Genomic DNA, 22,714 nt, shown 5'->3' with positions numbered 1-22,714 from the left:
TGACACATGCATTGCAAAGACCGTGCCAATCATTCCCGCACGTGGACAGCCCGGATTTTCAAGGACTTGGGCGCGCGCGGCAAGCGCGGCGTCCTATCATTCGTTGCACGTCGTTTCAATATGAAACAGCGATGAAGCATCGGTGAAACAACCGGCGGCGATTGACACGCCCCGTGAAATTGAACAGACTTCGCGCGACCACACATCACCGGGGAGACCATGTTCAGACACCCATCCAGGCTGTGCGCCCTGCTGCTGGCCGGCCTGTCCATCACCACGCCCGCCGGCGCCGCCGGCCCGGACAGCCGCGCGGACGCGGTCAAGATCATCGCGGACATGCGCCGCATCGTCACCCCGCATGGCATCGAAGAGACGCGGGCCGTGCGCATCGGGGGCATCGACCAGTGGATCAGCGTGCGCGGCACGGACCGGCGCAATCCGGTGCTGCTGATGCTGCACGGCGGCCCGGGTTATGTGTCGATGCCGACGAGCTGGTACTTCCAGCGCGGCTGGGAAGAATATTTCACGGTCGTGCAGTGGGACCAGCGCGGCGCCGGCAAGACGTATGCCGCCAACGATCCGGCCAAGGTCGCGCCGACGATGACCCGCGCGCGCATGCTGCTCGATGCCGAGGAGATGGTGGCGTGGCTGCGCAAGGAATTCGGCAAGGAGCGCATCTTCGTGCTGGGCCACTCGTGGGGCTCGTCGCTGGGCATCCAGCTGGCGCAGCGCCATCCGGACTGGCTGCACGCGTACATCGGCCTGGGCCAGATCACCGACGGCATGGAGAGCGAGCGCCGCGGCTGGCAGTTCGCGATGGATGCGGCGCGGCGCGAGGGCAACGCACAGGCCATCCGCGAGCTGGAATCGATCGCGCCGTATGCCGCGCCGGGCAAGCCGCTGGCGCTCAAGGATTTGTACCTGCAGCGCAAATGGATGGGCCGCTACGGCGGCGCCGTGTACGGCCGGACGGACTTCGACGCGGAATCGGCGGCCGCGAAGCTGGCGCCGGAATACACGGACGCCGACCTGAAAACCATGTGGGAAGGCACGGAGTTCTCGAGCAGCCGCATGCTGACGGACGTGCTCACGCAGGACTTCAGCGTCTACACGAAGTTCGACTGCCCCATCGTCATCTTCAACGGACGCCACGACTACAACGTCTCGTCGTCCGCGACGGCGGAATGGTTCGCGAAGGTGCGGGCGCCGTCGAAACAGCTGGTGTGGTTCGAGAATTCGGCGCACGAGATGTTCAACGAGGAGCCGGGAAAGACGCTCGTGTCCCTCGTGCGCTACGCGCGGCCGTTCGCGGAGAAAGCGGGCGACGTGGCGCCGTAAACAAAAAAAACCCGCACGCGTGCGTGCGGGTCCGGTACATCACGTTTCGATCAATGCGCCGATGCGGTCGAGGCGCCGATACCGGTCTCGGAACGCACTTCCTGCGCCTCGAAACCGGCCTTGTCGATCGCGGCACGCGGGCTCTTGTCGGTGACCGAGAACAGCCAGACGCCGACGAAGCCGACCGTCATCGAGAACAGCGCCGGCGAGGTGTACGGGAAGATCGCGGCCGTGTTGTGGAACACGTCGACCCACACGGACTTCGACACCACGGTCAGCGCCACGGCCGTGGCCAGGCCCAGGAAGCCGCCCACGGTCGCGCCGCGGGTCGTGCACTTGCTCCACAGGACCGACATGAACAGCACCGGGAAGTTGGCCGAGGCGGCGATCGCGAAGGCCAGCGACACCATGAACGCGACGTTGACCTTCTCGAACACGATACCCAGCAGCACGGCGGCGATGCCCAGGCAGACCGTCGTGATCTTCGAGACGCGCAGTTCGCTGCCCGGGGCCGGCTGACCCTTCTTGATCACGGTGGCGTACAGGTCGTGCGACACGGCCGAGGCGCCGGACAGGGTCAGGCCGGCCACGACGGCCAGGATGGTCGCGAAGGCCACGGCCGAGATGAAGCCGAGGAAGACGTCGCCGCCGACCGCGTTCGCGAGGTGCACGGCCGCCATGTTGTTACCGCCCAGCAGCTTGCCGGCGGCGTCCTTGAAAGCCGGGTTGGTGCTCACCAGCACGATCGCGCCGAAGCCGATGATGAAGGTCAGGATGTAGAAGTAGCCGATCCAGGTGGTCGCCCACAGCACCGACTTGCGCGCTTCCTTGGCGTTCGGGACGGTGAAGAAGCGCATCAGGATGTGCGGCAGGCCGGCCGTGCCGAACATCAGCGCCATGCCGAGCGAGATGCCGGATATGGGGTCCTTGATGAAGCCGCCCGGGCCCATGATCGCATCATGCTTGGTGTGCACTTCGACGGCCTTGGCGAACAGCGCTTCCGGGCTGAAGTTGTACATGGCCAGCACGGAGAACGCCATGAACGTGGCGCCGGCCAGCAGCATGACGGCCTTGATGATTTGCACCCACGTGGTCGCGGTCATGCCGCCGAACAGCACGTAGACCATCATCAGGACGCCCACGATCACGACGGCGATCCAGTAGTCCAGGCCGAACAGCAGCTTGATCAGCTGGCCCGCGCCGACCATCTGCGCGATCAGGTAGAACAGCACGGTCACCAGGGTGCCCGACGCCGCGAACATGCGCACCGGCTTCTGGGCGAAGCGGTAGGCGGCCACGTCGGCGAACGTGAAGCGCCCCAGGTTGCGCAGGCGCTCGGCCATCAGGAACGTGATGACGGGCCAGCCGACGAGGAAGCCGATCGCATAGATCAGGCCGTCAAAGCCGCTCGCGAACACGGCGGCGGAAATGCCCAGGAACGAGGCGGCCGACATGTAGTCGCCGGCGATCGCCAGGCCGTTCTGGAAGCCGGTGATGCCGCCGCCGGCCGTGTAGAAGTCGGAGGCGGAGCGGGTGCGCTTGGCGGCCCACTTGGTGATGAACAGGGTGAAGATCACGAACACGACGAACATGCCGATCGCCGTGTAGTTGGTGGCCTGCTTGGTGGCCTGGCCCAGGTCGGGCGAGGCGAGCGCGGCGCCGGTGGCGGCCAGCAGGGCCGTGGCGGCGGCACTGCGGATGAGGGTTGTCGTCTTCATGCGCGGACCTTTTCCTTGCCGGCGGCGGCGTTGCGTTGGATGGCATCGGTCAGCGCATCGAATTCGTTGTTGGCGCGGCGCACGTACATGCCGGTGATCGCGATGGTGAACAGGATCACGAACAGGCCGAGCGGCACGGCCCACGACATGACGCCGGACCCGATCTTCGAGGCCATGAACCCCTTGTCGAACGCGTTCAGCAGCGTGAAGCCGTAGTACACGATCATCACGGCCCAGGTCAGCATCCAGCCGTAGCGGGAGCGGGTCCGGACAAGTTTCTGGTAATTGGGGTCGCTCTTGACCCGCTGGACAATATCATCTTCCACTTTTGTCTCCGTTTTCTAGTCATACGCCGTTCAGGTTGACGGGCTGATATCGATCCTAAGTGGGTCGCCTTACCCGATTCTTACGGCAGGCGGAAATGTTTACGCCCAACAGTTTCAGCGTGAAACAAGGATGAAACGCCGGTTGCAGATTCGGTTACACTTGCAACATGAGCTATCCCACCCGCCCCGCGCCCGCGCCGGACCAGGGCGCCGGCAAGCCCGTGATCTGGACGGTGTCCGTGTCGCGGCTGTCCGACCTGTTCCGCCACATCACCCCCGAATACGACCACCTGGCGCACATCGAAGCGCTGCACCTGGGCTTCGACGAGGCCGCGCGCCACATCCGCGAGCGCATGGCGACGGAGCATTGCGACGTCGTGATCGCGGCCGGTTCCAATGCCGCGTACCTCAAGGGACGCGTGTCGGTGCCGGTCGTCGTCGCCACCGCGAGCGGTTTCGACGTCATGCAAGCCCTGGCGCGCGCGCGGCGCATGTCCGCGCGCATCGGCTTCGTCCACTACCAGCGCCCGGTGGCGGAACTGGCCGAGTTCACGGCCACGTTCAAGCTCGCCGTCGAACAGCGCACCTATGTGACGGAAGACGACGCGCGCGCCAGCATCGCCGAACTCAAGGCGGCCGGCGTCGAGGTGATCGTCGGCGCCGGCCTGATCGTCGACCTGGCCGAGGAAGCGGGCCTGACGCCCGTCTTCGTGTACTCGCTCGAATCGATCCGGCGCGCCTTCGACGACGCCCTCGAGATGGCGCGCCTGACCCGGCTCGAAAGCGGCCGCGGACGCCGCGCGGCCGCCGCCGACAGCCGCCGCGCGCGCCGCGGCCTCGCCGACCTGCGCGGCGAATCGCCCGCGATGGAGCGGCTGCGCCAGACCGTCGTGCTGTACGCGCGCTCGCCCGCGACGGTGCTGATCCACGGCGAGACGGGCAGCGGCAAGGAACTCGTCGCCCAGGCCATCCACCGCGAGAGCCCGCGGCGCGGCGCCAACCGGCCGTTCGTCGCCGTCAACTGCGGCGCGATCGCGGAGTCGCTGCTGGAATCGGAACTGTTCGGCCACGAGGAAGGCGCGTTCACGGGCGCGCGCCGCGGCGGCCACGCGGGCCTGTTCGAGGCGGCGGACGGCGGCACGCTGTTCCTCGACGAGATCGGCGAGATGCCGCTCGCGCTGCAGACGCGCCTGTTGCGCGTGCTCGAGGAGCGCGAAGTGATGCGCGTGGGCGGCACGCGCCCGATCCCCATCGACGTGCGCGTGATCAGCGCCACGCACTGCGACCTCGAGGCGCGCGTGCGCGAAGGCCGCTTCCGCGCCGACCTGTTCTACCGCCTGGCGGTGCTGCGCCTCGCCCTGCCCCCGCTGCGCGATCGCCACGCCGACATCCTCCCGCTCGCCGAATGGGCACTCAAGAATGCCCTCGCCGCGCTGGGCGCGCGGCCGCATCCGAACCTGGCGGCGGAAATCGCGGCCTGCGCGCCGCTGTTGCAGACCTATGCCTGGCCGGGCAATGTGCGCGAACTGCGCAACCTGATGGAACGCCTCGCGCTGTTCCTCGCGGCCGAGCCGCTGCAGGCGCTGACGCCGGCGTTCCTGCTGTCGGTGGCGCCGGAACTCGGCGCGCCGCCGACCGCGCCCGCCATCGCGCCGGTACCCGCCGCCCCGGCACGCGACACCGTGGCCGACGTGCTGGCGCGCTTCGGCGGCCAGCGCGACGCGGCCGCGCGCTACCTGGGCATCAGCCGGACGACGTTGTGGCGGAGGCTCAAGGCGGGAAACTGAGATCGCGGCCGCGCATCGCACGGCGCGCGGTCAGCCCGGGTCACGGACAGGCCGCCGGCTCGCCCGATCAACGGACGTCGCAAACGTCGCGATTCCGCTTGCAGTCGGCAGGATCGGAAAAATCCACCGCGCGCGACTTCGCTTCCCGATAGGCCTTCCCATCGAATCGATAGGTCGTTTGCGCATAGTGTCCCGCTGTCTGGCTGACGATCTGCAGGTCCCGGACGGCGCCTGCCCTCGCCTCGTTCAGGCCAACCGTCTGGCCACCGCTGAACAGCACCACGCGAAAGCCGTTCGACTCGCGCTTGAGAACCCATATCGCCACGGACGCGGCACCCCATGCGCAACCATCCGCCGTCTCCGCGATCCAGTCATCGGGCCGTCCATGGCCGGTGAGGTCGACGGCAGACCCGACAAACCCGCCTGCTGCACAGTCGCTGTATTCCGTCGTTCTGGCATGTGCGCGTACTGCGGAAAGCGCATCGGGCGGCAGGGGACGATGTGTCTGGTCTTCACTTCCGAACACCGGTTTGAAGTCCTCCGCGTGCAGCGGTCCGGCGCAAGCGCCTGATCCGACCGTCGCCACGGCAATCCACTGGAGTATCCGTTTCTTCATGACGTTACCGATGTCTTTCGCGTTGATTCAAAGTCGACGGGCGCCCGCTACGCCTCGACGTCGCAGAGCCGGTCGCGCCCCGCGGACTTGGCCTGGTACAGACGGCGGTCGATCCGGTCGAGGAAGACGCCGGGATCGTCCTGGGCGCCGGGAACGATGGTGCCGATGCCCATGCTGACGGTCACCAGCCGGCCGACACCCGAACGGGCATGCGGAATATCGTCCTGCTTCAGCAGCTTGCGGCAGCGCTCGGCCTTGCTGCGGGCGGCTTCCGCGTCCGTGCCCGGCAACAGCAGGACGAACTCCTCGCCGCCGAGTCGGGCGCACAGGTCGCCCGGATGCGACGCGGCCGCGTCCAGGGCCTGGGCCACGCGTCGCAGGCACTCGTCCCCCTGCACGTGACCATAGTGATCGTTGTACTGCTTGAAATAATCGATGTCGATGATGACGAGCGACAGCGGGTGGCCGGTGTCGCGCGCCTTGGCCCATTCCACGGGATAGAGCGTATCGAACATGCGCCGGTTGGCGACGCCGGTCAGGCTGTCGCGGTACGACAGCAGCTCGAGCTCGCGCTGCAGTTGCAGGATCTTGTCCTCGGCCTGTTTCCGCGCCGTGATGTCGAACATGAAGCCGACCAGGGAGTCGACGCTGCCGTCCGGGCGGCGTACCACGTGCACCACGTCCCGGATCCAGACATAGTCGCCCTGGCGCGTGACGGCCCGGTAGTCCGCCTCGTGGTCGACACCGCGCTGCGACTGCGCCACACAGAAATCGACCGTCTTTTGGCGATCTTCCTCGTGGATGCGATCGGCCCAGTCGTTCACGGACAGCCAGCTGGCCGGGCTCCATCCCAGCAGCGCTTCGATTTGCGGACCGATGTAGGTAAAGCGCATCGTGGCCCAGTCGATTCGCCACGGGATCGCCCTGGTCGATTCCAGCAAGGTGCGGTACACGCCGGGATCGTCGCAGGCGACGGGCTGGAAATCGGGAGGTAAAGGCGTCATGACGTGAAGGCGGTAGAAATGGCAACCATTGTGTGCCGAGCGTACCGTCTTTCGTCAAGAAAAAAAGCGCGGGGGCTGCGACTCAGCGCCGCCGCGTCAAGGTCCAATAACAGTAAAACGGCATCGTGACACCCAACTGCCCGTCAGGCAGCGGCTTGATCGCCACGCGATTCGAGTCCCACCGCATCCAGGAAGGTGTGTTCTGGGTATAGAACCGGGTGCCGTTGCGTTCGACAAGCCGAATGAATTTCATCGAACCGAGGAAGGATCGAAGCGCATCGCGTGACAGTCCGTCGACGACCCCATGCACCGGCAAGCACATCAAGACTGACGGGAGCATGCCGAAACATGCGCCGATCAATGTGATTCGCAAGTCCTCCCGGTCCATGAGTGAAAACAGCAGGACGAGTTCTCGCACACCCAGGACGCCCGCAACAATGACGGCGACAATCGCCCAGTCACGCGCCGAGGCGAGCGGAACAAATCCAATGGACTGCTTCTGAAAAAAACGCTTCTTCATCATGCTTCCGAAAACACTGAGGTTCGCAGCGTACACGATCCAGCAGCCCGATAATGCACACAAAGTCACAGCGGCCGCTTTTGGCCGACAATAGTCTGTCCGCATTGCGTCAGCCGTTTCGCATTCGACGCTCGAACCACGCAGTGATATTCTCCAGCCCATGCATAACAAACCCATCCTGTCCGGCTCGATCGCAGCCATGTCGCTGGCCGCAGCCTTCATCGGCAGCGCCTCTGCCGCCACCCTGTCCGTCGGCCCCGGTAAAACCTTTTCCGCACCGTGCGCGGCCATCGCCGCAGCCCGGGACGGCGACACGATCGAGATCGAAGGCGGCACCACGTACAAGGGCGACGCCTGCAAGATCGCCGGCAACAAGCTGACTATCCGCGGCGTGAACGGCCGCCCGCGGATCGACGCCGCCGGCAAGGAAAACAGCGGCAAGGGCACCTGGGTCGTCGCCGGCAACGACATCGTCGTCGACAACGTCGAGATGTACGGCGCCAAGGTGGCCGATCAGAACGGTGCGGCGCTGCGCCTGGAAGGCACCAACTTCACGCTGCGCAACAGCTTCCTGCACGATAACGAGAACGGCATACTCAGCAACCGCAACGAGAACAGCGACATACTGATCGAATACACCGAGTTCGGCCACAACGGCTTCGGCGGCGCCGGCCAGACGCACAACCTGTACATCGGCAAGGTCAAGAGCCTGACCTTCCGCTACAGCTATTCGCACGATGCGAACGTCGGCCACAACCTGAAGTCGCGCGCGATGACGAACACGATCGTCTACAGCCGCTTTTCCAGCACGAATCCCGGCGAAAAAGGCAGCACGGCCCCGGGCCAGCCGAGCTACGAGATCGACCTCCCGAACGCAGGCACATCCTACGTCATCGGCAACGTCATCGAGCAGCCGGCCGCCAATCAAAATCCGACGATCGTCGCATACGGGGAGGAAGGGCCGACCAATCCATCCCAGGACCTGTACTTCGTCAATAACACGGTGGTCAACGAGTTTGCCGGCGGGAACTTCCTGTTCGTCAGCGGCAAGGTATCGACGCCCGCGCTCATCCAGAACAATATTTTCGTCGGCGAAGGCGCATTGAGCACGCAGGCCACCGCGGTACTGAAGAACAATTATCGTGCGCTCGCGGCAGGCGCCGTCGACCATGCCACCGACAGCCTGCGGCGTTTTGCCAGCGCGCTCGTGATCGACGCGGGCGCCGACCCGGGCAGGTCCGCCGCCGGCGTGCCGCTGGCGCCTACCGGGCAGTACAAGGACGTCGCGTCGGGCGAGGAACGTCCGGTGGCCGGCGCGCTCGACGTCGGCGCGTACGAGCAACCGGGCATCAGGGCCAGCGCAAAACCGGTCACCTGGACCGAATGCGCCGTCGAAGGCAAGTCCTGCCACTTCAGCGGCACGCGTGAAGTGCGTTTCGGCGCCAAGGGGCTGTACACGTCGAAGATCGTGACCACATCGATGCCTTGCACGACCGCGGCGTTCGGCGACCCGGTCCATGGCCTTGCCAAGACCTGCAGCTATGCCAGCGTCACGGCGGCGGCGCCGGCCGCGACGCGGAAAGCCGCGGTTGCCGGCACCTGGACGCCTTGCGCTGGCGAGGGCGCGATTTGCCAGCTCAGCGGCACCAATCGCGTGCGCTACGGTACCGAAACCGAAAACGTGACCAAGGTATTCACGGGTCCCGTCACCTGCTCGAACGCCAGCTTCGGCGACCCCGCCCACGGTTCGCTCAAGACGTGCAGCTTTCGACCCGGTCGTTGAGCGCCTCGGAGCCGGGGACAAGCACTCCCCGGCGCCGGATGGGATAACGTCGATGCAACGCCACTCGCGCCCTCCTCCGTTTACTGCGATGCCTAGTCAGCCTATCGTCCGCGCGTAGGAGTACGCCAGCGACGCACGCCGGCCTGTGCCGCCACCGATTACGGCGGGCTTGTCGGGATGGTTGCTCGACGCGGCCCATGGACTGTGCCTGAGCTGCGCCGGCGTCATGCGTCAGCTTGTCACGAACGATCCGGTAGAGGCGCTGCTGGCCTGCCACGGATAGCTCAGGATCACCATGTGCGGTCCCATGCGGTGGTGCTGGAACCACTCCTTCAGCTCTGGAAAGAGACATAACAGTTCGTCTACGACATGGGCCGCCTTCCGTCTGGTGAATAAAAATATGATGAACCCAGAAACGGACTATCTCCGTATTGCGGTTCTTCCACACTAATAGCTTTATCGTTTACGATATCACTCAGCAATTGTCGACGATCCCCTATAGCACCTTGCCTGACCAATAAATTATAGTCTTTTTGCAATTTGCGCCCAATTATAGAACGTCCAGGCCCATCAAACGAGACCACCTCACCATCGAATTCATAAAATCGTTCTTTGCTTGAAAAAAAATAATGGCCGCCGCCTCTTTTGTCTGATTTATCTGCGGACCGCTTGTGAATATCTCGGAAAGTAAATGCCAGCCAAGGAGGATTTCCTTCCATATATAAGCTTGCAGAAGTTGACTCGAATGATCGATCGTATTCGAAGATATCATTCTTAAAATCAAAAACCCAGCCACTGACTTTAATATCACGCCCTTCGGAGAAGATAAATATTACTGCGCAATTAGCAAGGCGCTTCTTGCTTGAATCTTGACCTTGATTCGGCCCTTTGATTTTATCATCTCCATAACAAACACTTATCCACGCCCCTTCAAGGTACATTCTACCGATGGATTTCCAAGGTCTACTATCATTGTAGATGGCTTTAAAATATTCCTGAAAGTATCCGCAAAGATCGGGATCGCAGGTGCGAAACACTGGCCCGTTGTATCCGTCAAAAAAACCAAATCCAAACCACACTTCCGTCCTTCCATCGTCAAAATCGAATATCGCCATATTTACAACCGGATATGGCTTGGCTGTAACCATAGGGAAATAATAGATACTGTGCTCAACGTGTAGCTGGCGAATTTCTTTATTAAAGACAATTAAATCTTTTTCAGAATATATTTCAGTCCATGGGCGAGGTTTAGTCAGAACAGCTTCGATAATTTCGCGACGATTTATACTGGCCGGCGTGTTTGAGTAAATATCCGAGTCAACATTTTTGGTCGCAACATTGGAGTTGAAAAATATCAAGGTATTTTGGACCGAAACCGCCTTTTTGGCGATCGCTTTAAGTCGATCTGAGTGATTAATTAGAATGTCTTGAGCTAAACCAATATACTCCACGCACCTGGATTGACCGTTTTGAATTGATTCCAATTTTCCCGTAAGGCTTTCATATCTCTCATTACCCAACAGAATTAGCTCAACCCCGAATAGAATTGCTGCAACCAGTGCGTCTGCCGCAAATACGATCAAATGCCAGGTGTGATCGAGCGAGTTTCTGGTTTGCTCCAACGAGGGGACAAAATAAAGGTAGGCGGGAAGACCGATCTCTATCATCAGGAATAGTAAGTGACGAAATCTGAAGCGGCGTACAGTATTCCTTAACATAAGTGCTCCTTTTGACTATTTGTTGCTCGAAAGAAAGAGGTAAGGATGAAGTTTTGAGCTTCTTTCGATAAACCGAAAACAGGCTTCAAATTACTCTCTTCATCCGTCAAGAATGCAAGGACGACTCCTCGGCGTTTGGGCATTTCAAATCCTTGTCATCGAAGCCGATGATCTGTTCCATATCCAAGGATGCGCTCTCCAACACCGTGGCTCCGTCGAGACGCATGGCCCGCTCAAGGCGCTGGTATTCTGCCCGGCCGCGCTGTCGGCCACTGGATTTGACGGAACTGATATCGAATTGCCGCCGCTGTGGCGGCCGGCCGTTTCTGTGTAAAAAGCATGACGTTCGAAAAATTCTGGCAATAACTCCATGAGGAATGCCAACGCTGAGCAATACGTTCTCAGCACACCACACATCGAACTGTCCGACTATTAATGCCGTATTAACGTAGACGGCTTTGACCTGATCTCGCCGCCGGCACGGGCCGCCCTGACCAGTTGCCATATTCGCTTTCGTGAGGCGAAGCAGCGATAGCAGTCTAAAGGACGTGCTCAGCTACTCAATGGAAGAGTTTAGAAGGATAAGGTTCACGTGTTTCGACATAACGCCGTCGTTCAGGCTTTATGAGAACACGCAGCACAGCGTCCGGAGCGATGCCCTGCTCAACGAGCCCTTCCGCAACTGGAATCAGCTCATGTGATTGCGATGCATTGATGGCAGCATCGATAAGCAACGAACCGCGGTGATCGATACGTCGGTGTTCGCTGTGACGAACTGGCATCTCATAACGCGCTCCAGGCAGCATGTCTTCTCCACTAGACCTCTCTGCTTTCACGAAGTTCCTTCTTGTGTTCGAGTTGCGCTCGCGTAGCTAGACTGATTGATTCCGTTCGCTTTTGGCCCAAGCGGTGTAAAAACGTAGGTCCACGTAAACGGAACCGGCGCGGTAAACGTTGAGCAAATATCTCATCAATACGGATGCGACATGAAGCGCTTTATCGAAGGCGAGGGTCGACGACAACGTACGTTGCTGCCCGAGTTCCTGGACGATTATGTAGCTGAGGACAATCCGGTGCGTGCGGTCGATGTCTTCGTTGAAGAGCTGAACCTTGGCTGGCGTAGCGCAGCTGCCGAATCACGGCTTGAACGGATCGCTCCAGCCGGGCCGAAGTCCTGCCTCGTATTCTTTGCGTACGCAGGCCCGCGACTCCTCACATCCCATTTCTGCCTCGATAGCGCCTACGCAGCCCCAGCAATCTCCGCCGCAATTGCCTGAAAGCGGGTCTGCTGGGTTATCGAGTAAACGTCCGCAGATCAGGCAGTATCCCTGCTTTTGCTGTTTGTCCATAATTACGAGTCCTAAACGTCTGCTCTTGGCCGTGGATTCAACTGGTGAACGCCCCCCAGTGTACGAGCACGTTGCTCCCACAGCAAGTAAGCGGCGTTGCCACGCATTCCCAGGTCGACCCGCCACGCGTATGCCAGGTCCGCCTTAACGCGGCCCAACCCACGCGCGCGCGAAAAGCCGTATTATTATTTTTTTACTACGGCCTGGTGCCCGATCGGTGCCAGCTTTTCGCTCGCGGCGCCCACGAGGCCCGCGCACGGGCCCGGCGATATGCTGCGGCGCGCCCGCCCGTTCACACGGAGGCAATATGCAAGACTTGTCGCAAGCTGCACTGTTTTCTCTGATCGGCAATACCCCGATGGTGGAAGTCACCCGCATGGACACGGGCCCCTGCCGCCTGTTCCTCAAGCTCGAATCCCAGAACCCCGGCGGCTCCATCAAGGACCGGGTCGGCCGCGCCATGATCGAGGCGGCGGAACGCGACGGCCGCCTGCAGCCGGGCGGCACCGTCGTCGAAGCGACGGCCGGCAACACGGGCCTCGGCCTCGCCCTCGTCGCGCGCATCAAGGGGTATCGCGTCGTGCTCGTCGTGCCGGACAAGATGGCCTCCGAAAAAATCCTGCACCTGAAGGCGCTCGGCGCCGAAATCCACCTCACCCGCTCCGACGTCGGCAAGGGGCATCCCGAGTACTACCAGGACTACGCGGCCCGGCTCGCGCGCGAGATCCCCGGCGCCTGGTTCGCCGACCAGTTCAACAATCCCGCCAACCCGCAGGCCCACGAAACCACGACGGCCCCCGAGATCTGGGACCAGATGCGCCACGAGCTGGACGCCATCGTCGTGGGCGTGGGGTCGTCCGGCACGCTGACGGGCCTGTCGCGCTTCTTCGCGCGCGTGCAGCCGGACCTGGAGTTCGTGCTGGCCGACCCGCAGGGCTCGATCCTCGCCGACTACGTCAAGACCGGCAAGGTGAGCGAGGTCTCCGGCTCCTGGGCCGTGGAAGGCATCGGCGAGGACTTCATCCCGTCCATCGCCGACATGTCGCGCGTAAAGACGGCATATTCGATCAGCGACGAAGAGAGCTTCAACACGGCGCGCGACCTGCTGCGCCAGGAAGGCATCCTGGCCGGCTCGTCGACCGGCACCCTGCTCGCGGCCGCGCTGCGCTTTTGCCGCGCGCAGACGACGCCGAAACGCGTCGTGACGTTCGTGTGCGACACGGGCACGCGCTACCTGACGAAGGTGTACAGCGACGGCTGGATGGTCGACCAGGGCCTGCTGCACCGCCCGCGCATGGGCGATCTGCGCGACCTGATCGGGCGCCGCTTCGACGACGGCGAAGTCGTGACCGTCGCCCCGTCCGACACCCTGCTGACCGCCTTCAACCGCATGCGCAGCGCGGACCTCGCGCAGATGCCGGTGGTGGAACGCGGCAAGCTCGTCGGCCTGATCGACGAATCCGACCTGCTCCTGCACGTAACGAGCGAACGGGAGCGCTTCAAGGCGCCCGTCTCGGGTACGATGACGTCCGACCTGCAGAAGCTGGCGCCATCCGCGAGCATGCAGCAGCTGCGCGACATCCTCGACCGCGGCCTGACCGCCGTCATCGCCGACGGCGACCATTTCTACGGCCTGATCACCCGCTTCGACCTTCTCAACCACCTGCGCCGGACCCTGACGTGAGTTATCCCGTGAGCCATCCAGAAGACACCCAAAAACGCCACATCGCCACGCGCGTGATCCACGGCGGCCAGGCACCCGACCCGGCCACCGGCGCCGTGATGCCGCCCATCTACGCGACCTCGACCTTTGCCCAGGAAAGCCCGGGCGTGCACAAGGGCCTGGACTACGGCCGCTCGCACAACCCCACGCGCTGGGCGCTGGAGCGCTGCGTGGCCGACATCGAAAGCGGCGGCGCCGCGTACGCGTTCGCGTCCGGCCTCGCGGCCATCGCGGCCGTGCTCGAACTGCTGCCGGCCGGTTCGCACATCGTGGCCGGCGACGACATGTATGGCGGCACCTACCGCCTGTTCGAGCGCGTGCGCCGCGTGAGCGCCGGCCACGAATTCACCTACGTCGACCTGACGGACCCGCTCGCGCTGGCAAACGCGCTGCGGCCGGAGACGAAGATGGTGTGGGTCGAAACGCCGACGAACCCGATGCTCAAGCTCGCCGACCTGCACGCGATCGCGCAGCAGTGCCGCGAGCGCGGCGTGATGACGGTGTGCGACAACACGTTCGCGAGTCCCATCAACCAGCGTCCGCTGGAACTGGGCATCGACATCGTCGTGCACTCGACGACGAAGTACATGAACGGCCACTCCGACGTCATCGGCGGCATTGCCGTCGTCGGCGGCCAGGCGCACCAGCAGGCCTGGCGCGAACGCCTCGGCTTCATCCAGAACGCCGTCGGCGCCATCCAGGGACCGTTCGACAGCTTCCTCGTGCTCAGGGGGATCAAGACGCTGGCGCTGCGCGTCGAACGCAGCAACGCCAATGCGCTCGACCTGGCGCAGTGGCTGCAGGGCCAGGCCAAGGTCCGGCACGTCTACTACCCGGGCCTCGCCGCGCATCCCCAGCATGAACTGGCAAGGCGCCAGATGCACGGCTACGGCGGGATCATCTCCATCGATCTCGACACCGACATCGCCGGCGCCCGCCGCTTCCTCGAACAGTGCGAAGTGTTCACGCTGGCCGAGAGCCTCGGCGGCGTCGAGAGCCTGATCGAGCATCCGGCCATCATGACCCATGCGACGATTCCGGCGGACCAGCGCGCGCGGCTGGGGATCGGCGACGGGTTGATCCGGCTGTCGGTCGGGATCGAGCACGTCGACGACCAGCGGGCGGACCTGGCGAAGGCATTGGCGGCGATTTAGGCCGCGCAATATGAACGTCGTCCCTGCGCAGGCAGGGACCCAATGTCGCGTGCGCCGCGGCGATGCACGCAATACTTGGGTTCCGCCTGGGCGGGAACGACGGTAAGGATGGCGCCGGCGACTCAGGCGTACGCCGGCGCCGGCAATGCCAGCCCGCGGCCTTGCTCGTCCTCGTCTTCCACGACCAGCACGTGACGCCCCGCCTCCTCGCTGCGCACGCGGAACGTGGCCACGACCTCCGTCAACCCCTCCGCCTGCGCGCGCAGCGTCGCCGCGGCGGCCGCCGCCTGTTCGACCATCGCCGCGTTCTGCTGCGTCGCTTCGTCCATGTCGGCGATGACGCCGCGCACCCGGGCGATGCCGGCCGCCTGTTCCGAGCTGGCGCCGTCGATCGCATGCAGCAGGTCGGCCACCTGCTGCACGCGGTCGAGGATCTCGCGCATCGTGCCGCCCGCGGCGCTGGCGATGCCGGCGCCGGATTCGATGGCGCCCGTCGATTCGCCGATCAGGTGCTTGATCTCCTTCGCCGCCGCCGCCGAGTGCTGGGCCAGGTTGCGCACCTCGGCCGCCACGACGGCGAAGCCGCGTCCTTCGGTGCCGGCGCGGGCCGCTTCGACGGCCGCGTTCAGCGCGAGGATATTCGTCTGGAACGCGATGCCGTCGATCATCGCCGTGATGTCGCCGATGCGCGCGGCCGACTGGCGGATCGTTTCCATGCGCTCGACCATCTGCTCGACGGCGCCGGCGCCCTGCCGCGCCACGCCGGATGCGGCCAGCGCGAGCCCGTTGGCGTCGTGCGCGTTGACGTGGTTCTGCTCCACGGCCTCGGTCAGGTCGGACATGGCCTGCACGGTCGCATGCAGGCTGCACGCCTGGGCTTCGGTACGTTGCGACAGGTCGCGGTTGCCGGCCGCGATCTCGGCCGATGCGTCGTCGATCATCTGCGCACTGTCGAGCACCTTCACGACGGTGGCCGACACGGCGCCCGTCATATCGTTCAGCGCGTCGAACAGGCGGCCGATCTCGTCGCCGCGGTCGTGCGCGATGGTGGCCGACAGATCGCCCTTGGCGACGCGCTCGGCGAGCACGACGGCATCCTGCAGCGGCGTGACGATGCTGCGCGTGAGCAGCCAGCCGGCCGCGCAACCGATCAGCAGCGCGGCCGCGCCGAACGCCGGCAGCAGCACGCGGCTGAGCGCGAAGGCTTGCGCGGACGTCGCCGCCATCGCGTGCGCCTCGCGCGTCTGCCAGGCGAGCAGCGCGTCGAGGGCGTGCGTGTAGGCGTCGAACGTCGCCGCCAGGTCGCCGGCCGCCATCTGTTCGACTTCCTGCGTCTTGCCGAGATCCTTGGCCTGGAACACCTGCGCGCGCACTTTCAGATAGGCGGCCTTGCGCTGCGCGACGCCGTCGATCAGCGCGCGCTCATCCGTCCTCGAGGCCAGCGCGCCCAGTTTCGCTTCCAGCGCGGCCGCGTTCTTGTCGCCCTGCGCGAGCAGGCCCTGGAAATAATCGGCGGCTTCGAGGCTGTCGCTGCGGGCGATCGCGACGGTGCGTACGCCGTTCAGGCGCGTCACGCCCAGCAACTCCGCCGTCAGCTGCTGGCGGGCCAGTTTATCGTTGACGAGATCGTTCGTGATGGCGTCGGCGGCCTGCATGCGCCACAGCGCGACGAAGGAAATGATGACGATGGCAAGAGACACCACGGCAAAGGCGCCGATGATCTTGGTGCCGGTCTGGAGGTGCGCAAGTCGCATGGGGCAATGTCCGGATGGGAGGGATGCGACCGATTATAGGAATGCCATATGACATCAAAATGAATATATGTGACACACACGCATTCTTTTGTGACATGCGAATGACAAGGCGCGCGTCCTGATCCGGGACGAAAAAAAGCCCGCACGAGGCGGGCTTTCGTTGCAGCGACCGGGATCGCTTATTCGATTTCGACGGTCTCGACCGGCTCCGGCGGCGGCGGGACGTCCCCTTCCGGGAACTCGAGGAACACGTCGTCCTTCTCGTTCAGGTCGACCGTGACGCGGCCACCGTTCACGAGACGGCCGAACAGCAGCTCGTCGGCCAGCGCCTTGCGGATCATGTCCTGGATCAGGCGCGACATCGGACGGGCGCCCATCTGCGGATCGAAACCTTTCTTCGAGAGGAACTTGCGCAGTTTCTCGGTGAAGATGGCTTCGACCTTCTTCTCGTGCAGCTGCTCTTCCAGCTGCATCAGGAACTTGTCCACGACGCGCAGGATGATGTCCTCGTCCAGCGCACGGAAGCTGATGATCGCATCCAGGCGGTTGCGGAACTCCGGCGTGAACATGCGCTTGATGTCGGCCATCTCGTCGCCCTGCGCCTTCGAATCCACGAAGCCCACCGAACGCTTGGTCAGGCTTTCCGCACCTGCATTCGTGGTCATGATGATGATCACGTTGCGGAAGTCCGCCTTGCGGCCGTTGTTGTCGGTCAGCGTGCCATGGTCCATCACCTGCAGCAGGATGTTGAAGATGTCCGGATGGGCCTTCTCGATCTCGTCCAGCAGCAGCACGGCATGCGGCTTCTTCGTGATGGCCTCGGTCAGCAGGCCGCCCTGGTCGAAGCCGACATAGCCCGGCGGCGCACCGATCAGGCGCGACACGGCGTGACGTTCCATGTACTCGGACATGTCGAAACGTACCAGCTCGATGCCGAGGATGAACGCCAGCTGCTTCGCGACTTCCGTCTTGCCGACGCCGGTCGGGCCGGAGAACAGGAACGAACCGATCGGCTTGTCCTGCTTGCCGAGGCCGGCACGGGCCATCTTGATCGCGGACGCCAGCGCATCGATGGCCGGGTCTTGCCCGAACACGACGTTGCGCAGGTCGCGGTCGATGGTCTGCAGCTTGCTGCGGTCGTCCTGGTTGACGGTCTGCGGAGGAATCCGCGCGATCTTCGCGATGATGTCCTCGATCTCGGTCTTGCCGATGGTCTTCTTCTGCTTCGACTTCGGCAGCACGCGCTGGGCCGCACCCGCTTCGTCGATCACGTCGATCGCCTTGTCGGGGAGGTGGCGGTCGTTGATGAAGCGCGCAGCGAGCTCGGCCGCAGTCGACAGCGCCGACGCCGAATACTTCACGCCATGGTGCTCTTCGAAGCGCGACTTGAGGCCGCGCAGGATCTGCACGGTCTGCTCGACCGACGGCTCGTTCACGTCCACTTTCTGGAAGCGGCGGCTCAATGCATGATCCTTCTCGAACACGCCGCGGAATTCCGTGAACGTGGTCGCACCGATGCACTTCAGCTGACCGTTCGCCAGGGCCGGCTTGAGCAGGTTCGATGCGTCGAGCGTGCCGCCCGACGCCGAGCCGGCGCCGATGATCGTGTGGATCTCGTCGATGAACAGGATGCCGTTCGGCGTGTCCTTGAGCTGCTTCAACACCGCCTTCAGGCGCTGCTCGAAGTCGCCGCGGTACTTGGTGCCCGCCAGCAGGGCGCCCATGTCCAGCGAATACACGACGGCATTCTGCAGGATCTCGGGCACGTCTTCCTGGACGATGCGCCATGCGAGGCCTTCCGCGATCGCTGTCTTGCCGACGCCGGCCTCGCCCACGAGCAGCGGATTGTTCTTGCGGCGGCGGCACAGGATCTGGATCACGCGGTCCACTTCCTCTTCGCGCCCGATCAGCGGGTCGATGCGACCGTCGGCGGCAGCCTTGTTCAGGTTCGTGGTGAACTGATCCAGCGGGCTTTCCTTGGCCTGGCCTTCGACCTGCGCTTCTTCCACGCCTTCCGACGCCTTCTGGCTGTCGATCTGCTGGTCCTTGCGCACGCCGTGCGAGATGAAATTGACCACGTCGAGACGGGTCACGCCCTGCTGGTGCAGGTAGTAAACGGCATGCGAGTCCTTCTCGCCGAAGATCGCCACAAGCACGTTCGCGCCCGTGACTTCCTTCTTGCCGTTCGACGCCGACTGGACGTGCATGATCGCCCGCTGGATCACGCGCTGGAAGCCCAGCGTCGGTTGGGTATCGACTTCGCCGGTGCCGGGCACCGTCGGAGTGTTGTCGCCGATGAAATTCGTCAAGGTCTTACGCAGGTCTTCGATATTGACCGCGCACGCACGCAGGACTTCAGCGGCCGACGGATTGTCGAGCAGCGCCAGCAGCAGGTGTTCGACCGTGATGAACTCGTGCCGAGCCTGCCGCGCTTCGACAAAGGCCATGTGTAGTGATACTTCAAGTTCCTGCGCAATCATACTTCCTCCATCACGCACTGCAGGGGGTGGCCTGCCTTGCGCGCATGCGTTAATACAAACTCCACTTTGGTACACGCTATATCTTTGGAAAACACGCCGCACACGCCTTTGCCATGGCGGTGTACAGAAAGCATGATCTGCGTCGCCGTCTCGCGATCCTTGTTGAAGTACTCCTGGATGATGGCGACCACGAACTCCATCGGCGTGTAGTCGTCATTGAGCAACGCCACCTGATACAAGGGAGGTGGCTTGACTGTCTGCCGCTCCAGCAGCTGTTCGGTATCGTGCTTGGTTGCCATAGGGGTATTCTAAATTGCTTTCGATCTTCGTGTGTGCGGAAACTAACGCTCAGGGTAATCCCATTTGCTTTCCATCTTACGCGTTTTCCAGTTGGTGCGCAGATGGCGGTTCCGTTGCGAAAATCAAGAGCTTGATTTTTGGCCACTATGTAAATTTTTACAACGCGTGTTCAAAACCGCTTGACTTACAAGATTATTGCACCAACAATGCAGTTATTGACATGTACTTATGTACTTGTTGATAAGAAGTGAGCAGGCTGAGGAGGGGGCAAGAAGCTTCTTGCTTTTATGGCTCGTGTGATTTGTTTTTAATCGAAGGTTATTTTATGGCAACAGGTACTGTTAAGTGGTTCAATGATTCCAAAGGTTTTGGCTTCATCACCCCTGATGACGGCGGCGAAGATTTGTTCGCACATTTCTCCGCGATCAATATGAACGGTTTTAAGACCCTCAAAGAAGGTCAAAAAGTCCAATTCGAAGTCACGCAAGGCCCGAAAGGCAAGCAAGCTTCCAACATCGTCGGCGCGTAAGCACCCTCGGAAGCAGAAAGCCCCGCTACGGCGGGGTTTTTTTATGGCGCAACGCACAAAATACGCCTGCCTCACGCGCCCTGCATCGCACTCTCTATATATTAGTGGAGAAAACAAAAAGCCCCGCATGGACGGGGCTTGATGTGCGTCAATAAAACTGCTTACATATTCTCGATCATGACCTCGCCAAAGCCCGAACACGATACCTGGGTGGCGCCCTCCATCAGGCGCGCGAAGTCGTAGGTGACGCGTTTCGACGCGATCGCCTTTTCCATCGAACTGATGATGAGGTCGGCAGCCTCCGTCCATCCCATGTGGCGCAGCATCATTTCGGCCGACAGGATCAGCGAACCCGGGTTCACGTAGTCCTTGCCCGCATACTTGGGCGCGGTGCCGTGCGTCGCTTCGAACATGGCGACCGAATCGGACATATTGGCGCCCGGCGCGATGCCGATGCCGCCGACCTGCGCCGCCAGCGCGTCGGAGACGTAGTCGCCGTTCAGGTTCAGCGTGGCGATCACGCTGTACTCGGCCGGGCGCAGCAGGATCTGCTGCAGGAACGCGTCCGCGATCGAATCCTTGACGACGATGTCCTTGCCCGTGCGCGGGTTCTTGAACTTGCACCACGGACCGCCATCGATCAGCTCGGCGCCGAATTCGCGTTGCGCCAGCGCATAGGCCCAGTCGCGGAACCCGCCTTCCGTGTACTTCATGATATTGCCCTTGTGGACAATGGTCACGGACGGCTTGTCGTTGTCGATCGCATACTGGAGCGCCTTGCGCACAAGGCGCTCCGTGCCGTCGCGCGACACCGGCTTGACGCCGATCGCCGAGGTCTCCGGGAAGCGGATCTTGCGCACGCCCATCTCGCGGGTCAGGAACTCGATGACCTTCTTCGCCTCGGGCGACTCGGCCGCCCATTCGATGCCGGCGTAGATATCTTCCGAGTTCTCGCGGAAGATCACCATATTGGTCTTGTGCGGCTCGCGCAGCGGCGACGGCACGCCGGTGAAATAACGCACGGGGCGCAGGCAGACGTACAGGTCGAGTTCCTGGCGCAGCGCAACGTTCAGCGAGCGGATGCCGCCGCCGACGGGCGTCGTCAGCGGGCCCTTGATCGACACGACGTACTCGCGCACGACGTCCAGCGTTTCGGCCGGCAGCCACACGTCCGGGCCATAGACCTGCGTCGATTTCTCGCCGGCAAACACTTCCATCCACGCGATCTTGCGCCGGCCGCCGTAGGCCTTCGCCACGGCCGCGTCGACGACCTTGAGCATCACGGGCGTGATGTCGACGCCGGTGCCGTCGCCTTCGATATAGGGAATCACCGGCTGGTCGGGGACCTTCAGCGTGAAGTCCGGGTTGACGGTGATCTTTTGACCATCGGTAGGTACTTTGATATGTTGAAGCATCATGTTCTCCGAAGTGGGCGCACGGCGGGTCGCGAAGGCGGCGTCAGCCCGCCAGGTCTGCGATCTCCATTAGAATAGTGATATGGCCGTCGGTCTTGTCTAAGACGCAACACTGGCACAACATTATGCACCAAATCCATTCTTCATGTCCCTCATCCTGTTCAACAAACCCTTCCAGGTACTGTGCCAGTTCTCGCGCGAGGACGACCGCGAGACCCTCGCCGACTACCTGACCATCCCGAACATCTATCCGGCCGGGCGCCTCGACGCCGACAGCGAAGGCCTGATGCTGCTCACGGACGACGGCCGCCTGCAGCACCAGATCGCCCACCCCGACCACAAGGAAGCGAAGACGTATCTCGTGCAACTGGAGGGCGTCGCCGACCGCGCCGCGCTCGATCGCCTGCGGGCCCCCATCGACCTGGGCGACTTCACGACGAAGCCGTGCCACGCGAGCCTGATCGCGGCACCAGACTGGCTGTGGCCGAGAAACCCGCCCATCCGCGTGCGCCAGGACAAGCCGACCAGCTGGGTCGCCATCACGCTCGAGGAAGGCAAGAACCGGCAGGTGCGGCGCATGACCGCCGCCGTCGGCCTGCCCACGCTGCGCCTCGTGCGCTCGAGCATCGGCCCGTTTTCGCTGGCGACGCATCCGCTGATGCCCGGGGAATGGATGGAAGTGCCGGAGGCGGCCGTGGGCGGCAAGGGTTGACGGGTTGAGGAAAATCAACCTTTCTAAAAGTTAATGTGGGAGCGACAAAAGCCTGTCAACCGGCAACTCTTGGGCATCGTTAAGGGAACAGATTCACCGTTGTGGATCACCTTCTTCTTAAAGGAACCCGAAATGTCCAAACTGATCGCTGGCCTGGTTGCTTCCCTGTTCGCCGTTTCCGCATTCGCCGCGCAAGCCCCGGCCCCGGCCGCAGCCGCTCCGGCCGCATCGACCACCGCCGAGCCGGCCGCCGCTCCTGCGAAGAAAATGAAGAAGCACCACAAGAAAGCCAAGAAGGCCGCTGCCGCCGACGCTGCTGCTGCCGAGCCGGCAACCAAGTAAGCTTCTCGACATCCAGCAGGCTCCGGCCTGCCAGGAAGCAGCCTGCCAGGCTGCTTTTTTATTGCCCAAAACCGGGCCCTGACCCCGGTTTCAGGCAACAAAAAACCCGCCGGACGTAGTCGGGCGGGCTTTTCATCCACGCTGGA

Annotated in this window: 21 protein-coding genes; 9 read left to right on the top strand and 12 right to left on the bottom strand. The window is 62.9% G+C overall.

Annotation, left to right across the window (positions count from 1 at the left end; translation table 11 throughout):
* The first annotated feature begins 219 nt into the window (after positions 1 to 219).
* Positions 220 to 1,338, top strand: coding sequence for an alpha/beta fold hydrolase (locus ASC93_RS21795; protein WP_082548247.1), 1,119 nt, complete (start codon positions 220 to 222; stop codon positions 1,336 to 1,338).
* Positions 1,339 to 1,388: 50 nt separating this feature from the next.
* Here the strand turns inward: ASC93_RS21795 and ASC93_RS21790 are convergent, their stop codons facing one another.
* Both ASC93_RS21790 and ASC93_RS21785 read right to left on the bottom strand, forming a co-directional pair.
* A complete protein-coding gene (locus ASC93_RS21790; RefSeq protein WP_056447397.1) occupies positions 1,389 to 3,056 on the bottom strand; it encodes a cation acetate symporter in 1,668 nt (555 codons plus the stop codon).
* Positions 3,053 to 3,382 (bottom strand): DUF485 domain-containing protein, encoded by a 330-nt coding sequence (locus ASC93_RS21785; protein WP_056447396.1) that lies wholly within the window; start codon positions 3,380 to 3,382, stop codon positions 3,053 to 3,055. Before ASC93_RS21785 ends, ASC93_RS21790 begins: the two co-directional genes overlap by 4 nt.
* A gap of 167 nt (positions 3,383 to 3,549) precedes the next feature.
* Between ASC93_RS21785 and prpR the strand changes: the two genes are divergently transcribed.
* On the top strand, positions 3,550 to 5,169 hold the full coding sequence (gene prpR / locus ASC93_RS21780) for a propionate catabolism operon regulatory protein PrpR (RefSeq protein WP_056447394.1): 1,620 nt from the start codon (positions 3,550 to 3,552) through the stop codon (positions 5,167 to 5,169).
* 67 nt (positions 5,170 to 5,236) lie between these two features.
* Here the strand turns inward: prpR and ASC93_RS21775 are convergent, their stop codons facing one another.
* The 3 genes from ASC93_RS21775 to ASC93_RS21765 form a co-directional block, all read right to left on the bottom strand.
* Positions 5,237 to 5,785: a hypothetical protein gene (locus ASC93_RS21775; protein WP_056447392.1), complete on the bottom strand. Its 549-nt coding sequence runs from the start codon at positions 5,783 to 5,785 to the stop codon at positions 5,237 to 5,239.
* Positions 5,786 to 5,832: 47 nt separating this feature from the next.
* Positions 5,833 to 6,789 (bottom strand): sensor domain-containing diguanylate cyclase, encoded by a 957-nt coding sequence (locus ASC93_RS21770; protein ID WP_056447391.1) that lies wholly within the window; start codon positions 6,787 to 6,789, stop codon positions 5,833 to 5,835.
* Positions 6,790 to 6,871: 82 nt separating this feature from the next.
* A complete protein-coding gene (locus ASC93_RS21765) occupies positions 6,872 to 7,309 on the bottom strand; it encodes a hypothetical protein (RefSeq protein ID WP_157202067.1) in 438 nt (145 codons plus the stop codon).
* Between the two features lie 160 nt (positions 7,310 to 7,469).
* On the opposite strand from ASC93_RS21765, the gene ASC93_RS31780 reads away from it, so the two are divergent.
* Complete coding sequence (locus ASC93_RS31780) at positions 7,470 to 9,092, top strand: hypothetical protein (RefSeq protein WP_200958384.1); 1,623 nt, start codon at positions 7,470 to 7,472, stop codon at positions 9,090 to 9,092.
* 362 nt (positions 9,093 to 9,454) lie between these two features.
* On the opposite strand, the gene ASC93_RS31055 is transcribed toward ASC93_RS31780, so the two are convergent.
* The 3 genes from ASC93_RS31055 to ASC93_RS31050 form a co-directional block, all read right to left on the bottom strand.
* Positions 9,455 to 10,810 carry a hypothetical protein gene (locus tag ASC93_RS31055; RefSeq protein ID WP_157202066.1) on the bottom strand — a complete coding sequence of 452 codons (1,356 nt, stop codon included), beginning with the start codon at positions 10,808 to 10,810 and terminating at the stop codon, positions 9,455 to 9,457.
* A gap of 106 nt (positions 10,811 to 10,916) precedes the next feature.
* A complete protein-coding gene (locus ASC93_RS30135; protein ID WP_082548246.1) occupies positions 10,917 to 11,315 on the bottom strand; it encodes an N-acetylmuramidase domain-containing protein in 399 nt (132 codons plus the stop codon).
* Between the two features lie 55 nt (positions 11,316 to 11,370).
* A complete protein-coding gene (locus ASC93_RS31050) occupies positions 11,371 to 11,616 on the bottom strand; it encodes a hypothetical protein (protein ID WP_157202065.1) in 246 nt (81 codons plus the stop codon).
* Positions 11,617 to 11,796: 180 nt separating this feature from the next.
* On the opposite strand from ASC93_RS31050, the gene ASC93_RS31045 reads away from it, so the two are divergent.
* The 3 genes from ASC93_RS31045 (at position 11,797) to ASC93_RS21750 (ending at position 15,036) form a co-directional block, all read left to right on the top strand.
* Positions 11,797 to 12,087 carry a hypothetical protein gene (locus tag ASC93_RS31045; RefSeq protein ID WP_157202064.1) on the top strand — a complete coding sequence of 97 codons (291 nt, stop codon included), beginning with the start codon at positions 11,797 to 11,799 and terminating at the stop codon, positions 12,085 to 12,087.
* Positions 12,088 to 12,466: 379 nt separating this feature from the next.
* Positions 12,467 to 13,843, top strand: coding sequence for a cystathionine beta-synthase (locus tag ASC93_RS21755; RefSeq protein ID WP_056447387.1), 1,377 nt, complete (start codon positions 12,467 to 12,469; stop codon positions 13,841 to 13,843).
* Between the two features lie 8 nt (positions 13,844 to 13,851).
* A complete protein-coding gene (locus ASC93_RS21750; RefSeq protein WP_056447640.1) occupies positions 13,852 to 15,036 on the top strand; it encodes a PLP-dependent aspartate aminotransferase family protein in 1,185 nt (394 codons plus the stop codon).
* 122 nt (positions 15,037 to 15,158) lie between these two features.
* On the opposite strand, the gene ASC93_RS21745 is transcribed toward ASC93_RS21750, so the two are convergent.
* From ASC93_RS21745 to clpS, 3 genes are all read right to left on the bottom strand, one after another.
* Entirely contained in the window at positions 15,159 to 16,790 is a 1,632-nt protein-coding gene (locus ASC93_RS21745; protein WP_082548244.1) for a methyl-accepting chemotaxis protein, read from the bottom strand.
* Positions 16,791 to 16,969: 179 nt separating this feature from the next.
* Positions 16,970 to 19,270 carry an ATP-dependent Clp protease ATP-binding subunit ClpA gene (gene clpA, locus ASC93_RS21740; RefSeq protein WP_056447385.1) on the bottom strand — a complete coding sequence of 767 codons (2,301 nt, stop codon included), beginning with the start codon at positions 19,268 to 19,270 and terminating at the stop codon, positions 16,970 to 16,972.
* Complete coding sequence (gene clpS / locus ASC93_RS21735; protein WP_027864722.1) at positions 19,267 to 19,569, bottom strand: ATP-dependent Clp protease adapter ClpS; 303 nt, start codon at positions 19,567 to 19,569, stop codon at positions 19,267 to 19,269. Before clpS ends, clpA begins: the two co-directional genes overlap by 4 nt.
* A gap of 326 nt (positions 19,570 to 19,895) precedes the next feature.
* Between clpS and ASC93_RS21730 the strand changes: the two genes are divergently transcribed.
* Positions 19,896 to 20,099, top strand: coding sequence for a cold-shock protein (locus ASC93_RS21730; protein WP_036165387.1), 204 nt, complete (start codon positions 19,896 to 19,898; stop codon positions 20,097 to 20,099).
* Between the two features lie 161 nt (positions 20,100 to 20,260).
* On the opposite strand, the gene icd is transcribed toward ASC93_RS21730, so the two are convergent.
* The gene (gene icd, locus ASC93_RS21725; protein ID WP_056447638.1) at positions 20,261 to 21,514 is read right to left on the bottom strand and encodes an NADP-dependent isocitrate dehydrogenase; all 1,254 of its coding nucleotides are present in this window, start codon (positions 21,512 to 21,514) and stop codon (positions 20,261 to 20,263) included.
* Positions 21,515 to 21,659: 145 nt separating this feature from the next.
* Here icd and ASC93_RS21720 point away from each other — a divergent pair, with 145 nt between their 5' ends.
* Both ASC93_RS21720 and ASC93_RS21715 read left to right on the top strand, forming a co-directional pair.
* Complete coding sequence (locus ASC93_RS21720) at positions 21,660 to 22,226, top strand: pseudouridine synthase (RefSeq protein ID WP_056447383.1); 567 nt, start codon at positions 21,660 to 21,662, stop codon at positions 22,224 to 22,226.
* A 132-nt stretch (positions 22,227 to 22,358) separates the two neighbouring features.
* Complete coding sequence (locus ASC93_RS21715) at positions 22,359 to 22,568, top strand: hypothetical protein (protein ID WP_056447381.1); 210 nt, start codon at positions 22,359 to 22,361, stop codon at positions 22,566 to 22,568.
* Positions 22,569 to 22,714 lie beyond the last annotated feature (146 nt).

Source organism: Massilia sp. Root335 (genome assembly GCF_001425685.1).
GTDB classification, from domain to species: domain Bacteria; phylum Pseudomonadota; class Gammaproteobacteria; order Burkholderiales; family Burkholderiaceae_D; genus Telluria; species Telluria luteola.
This window is presented reverse-complemented; position numbering and strand designations above follow the sequence as displayed.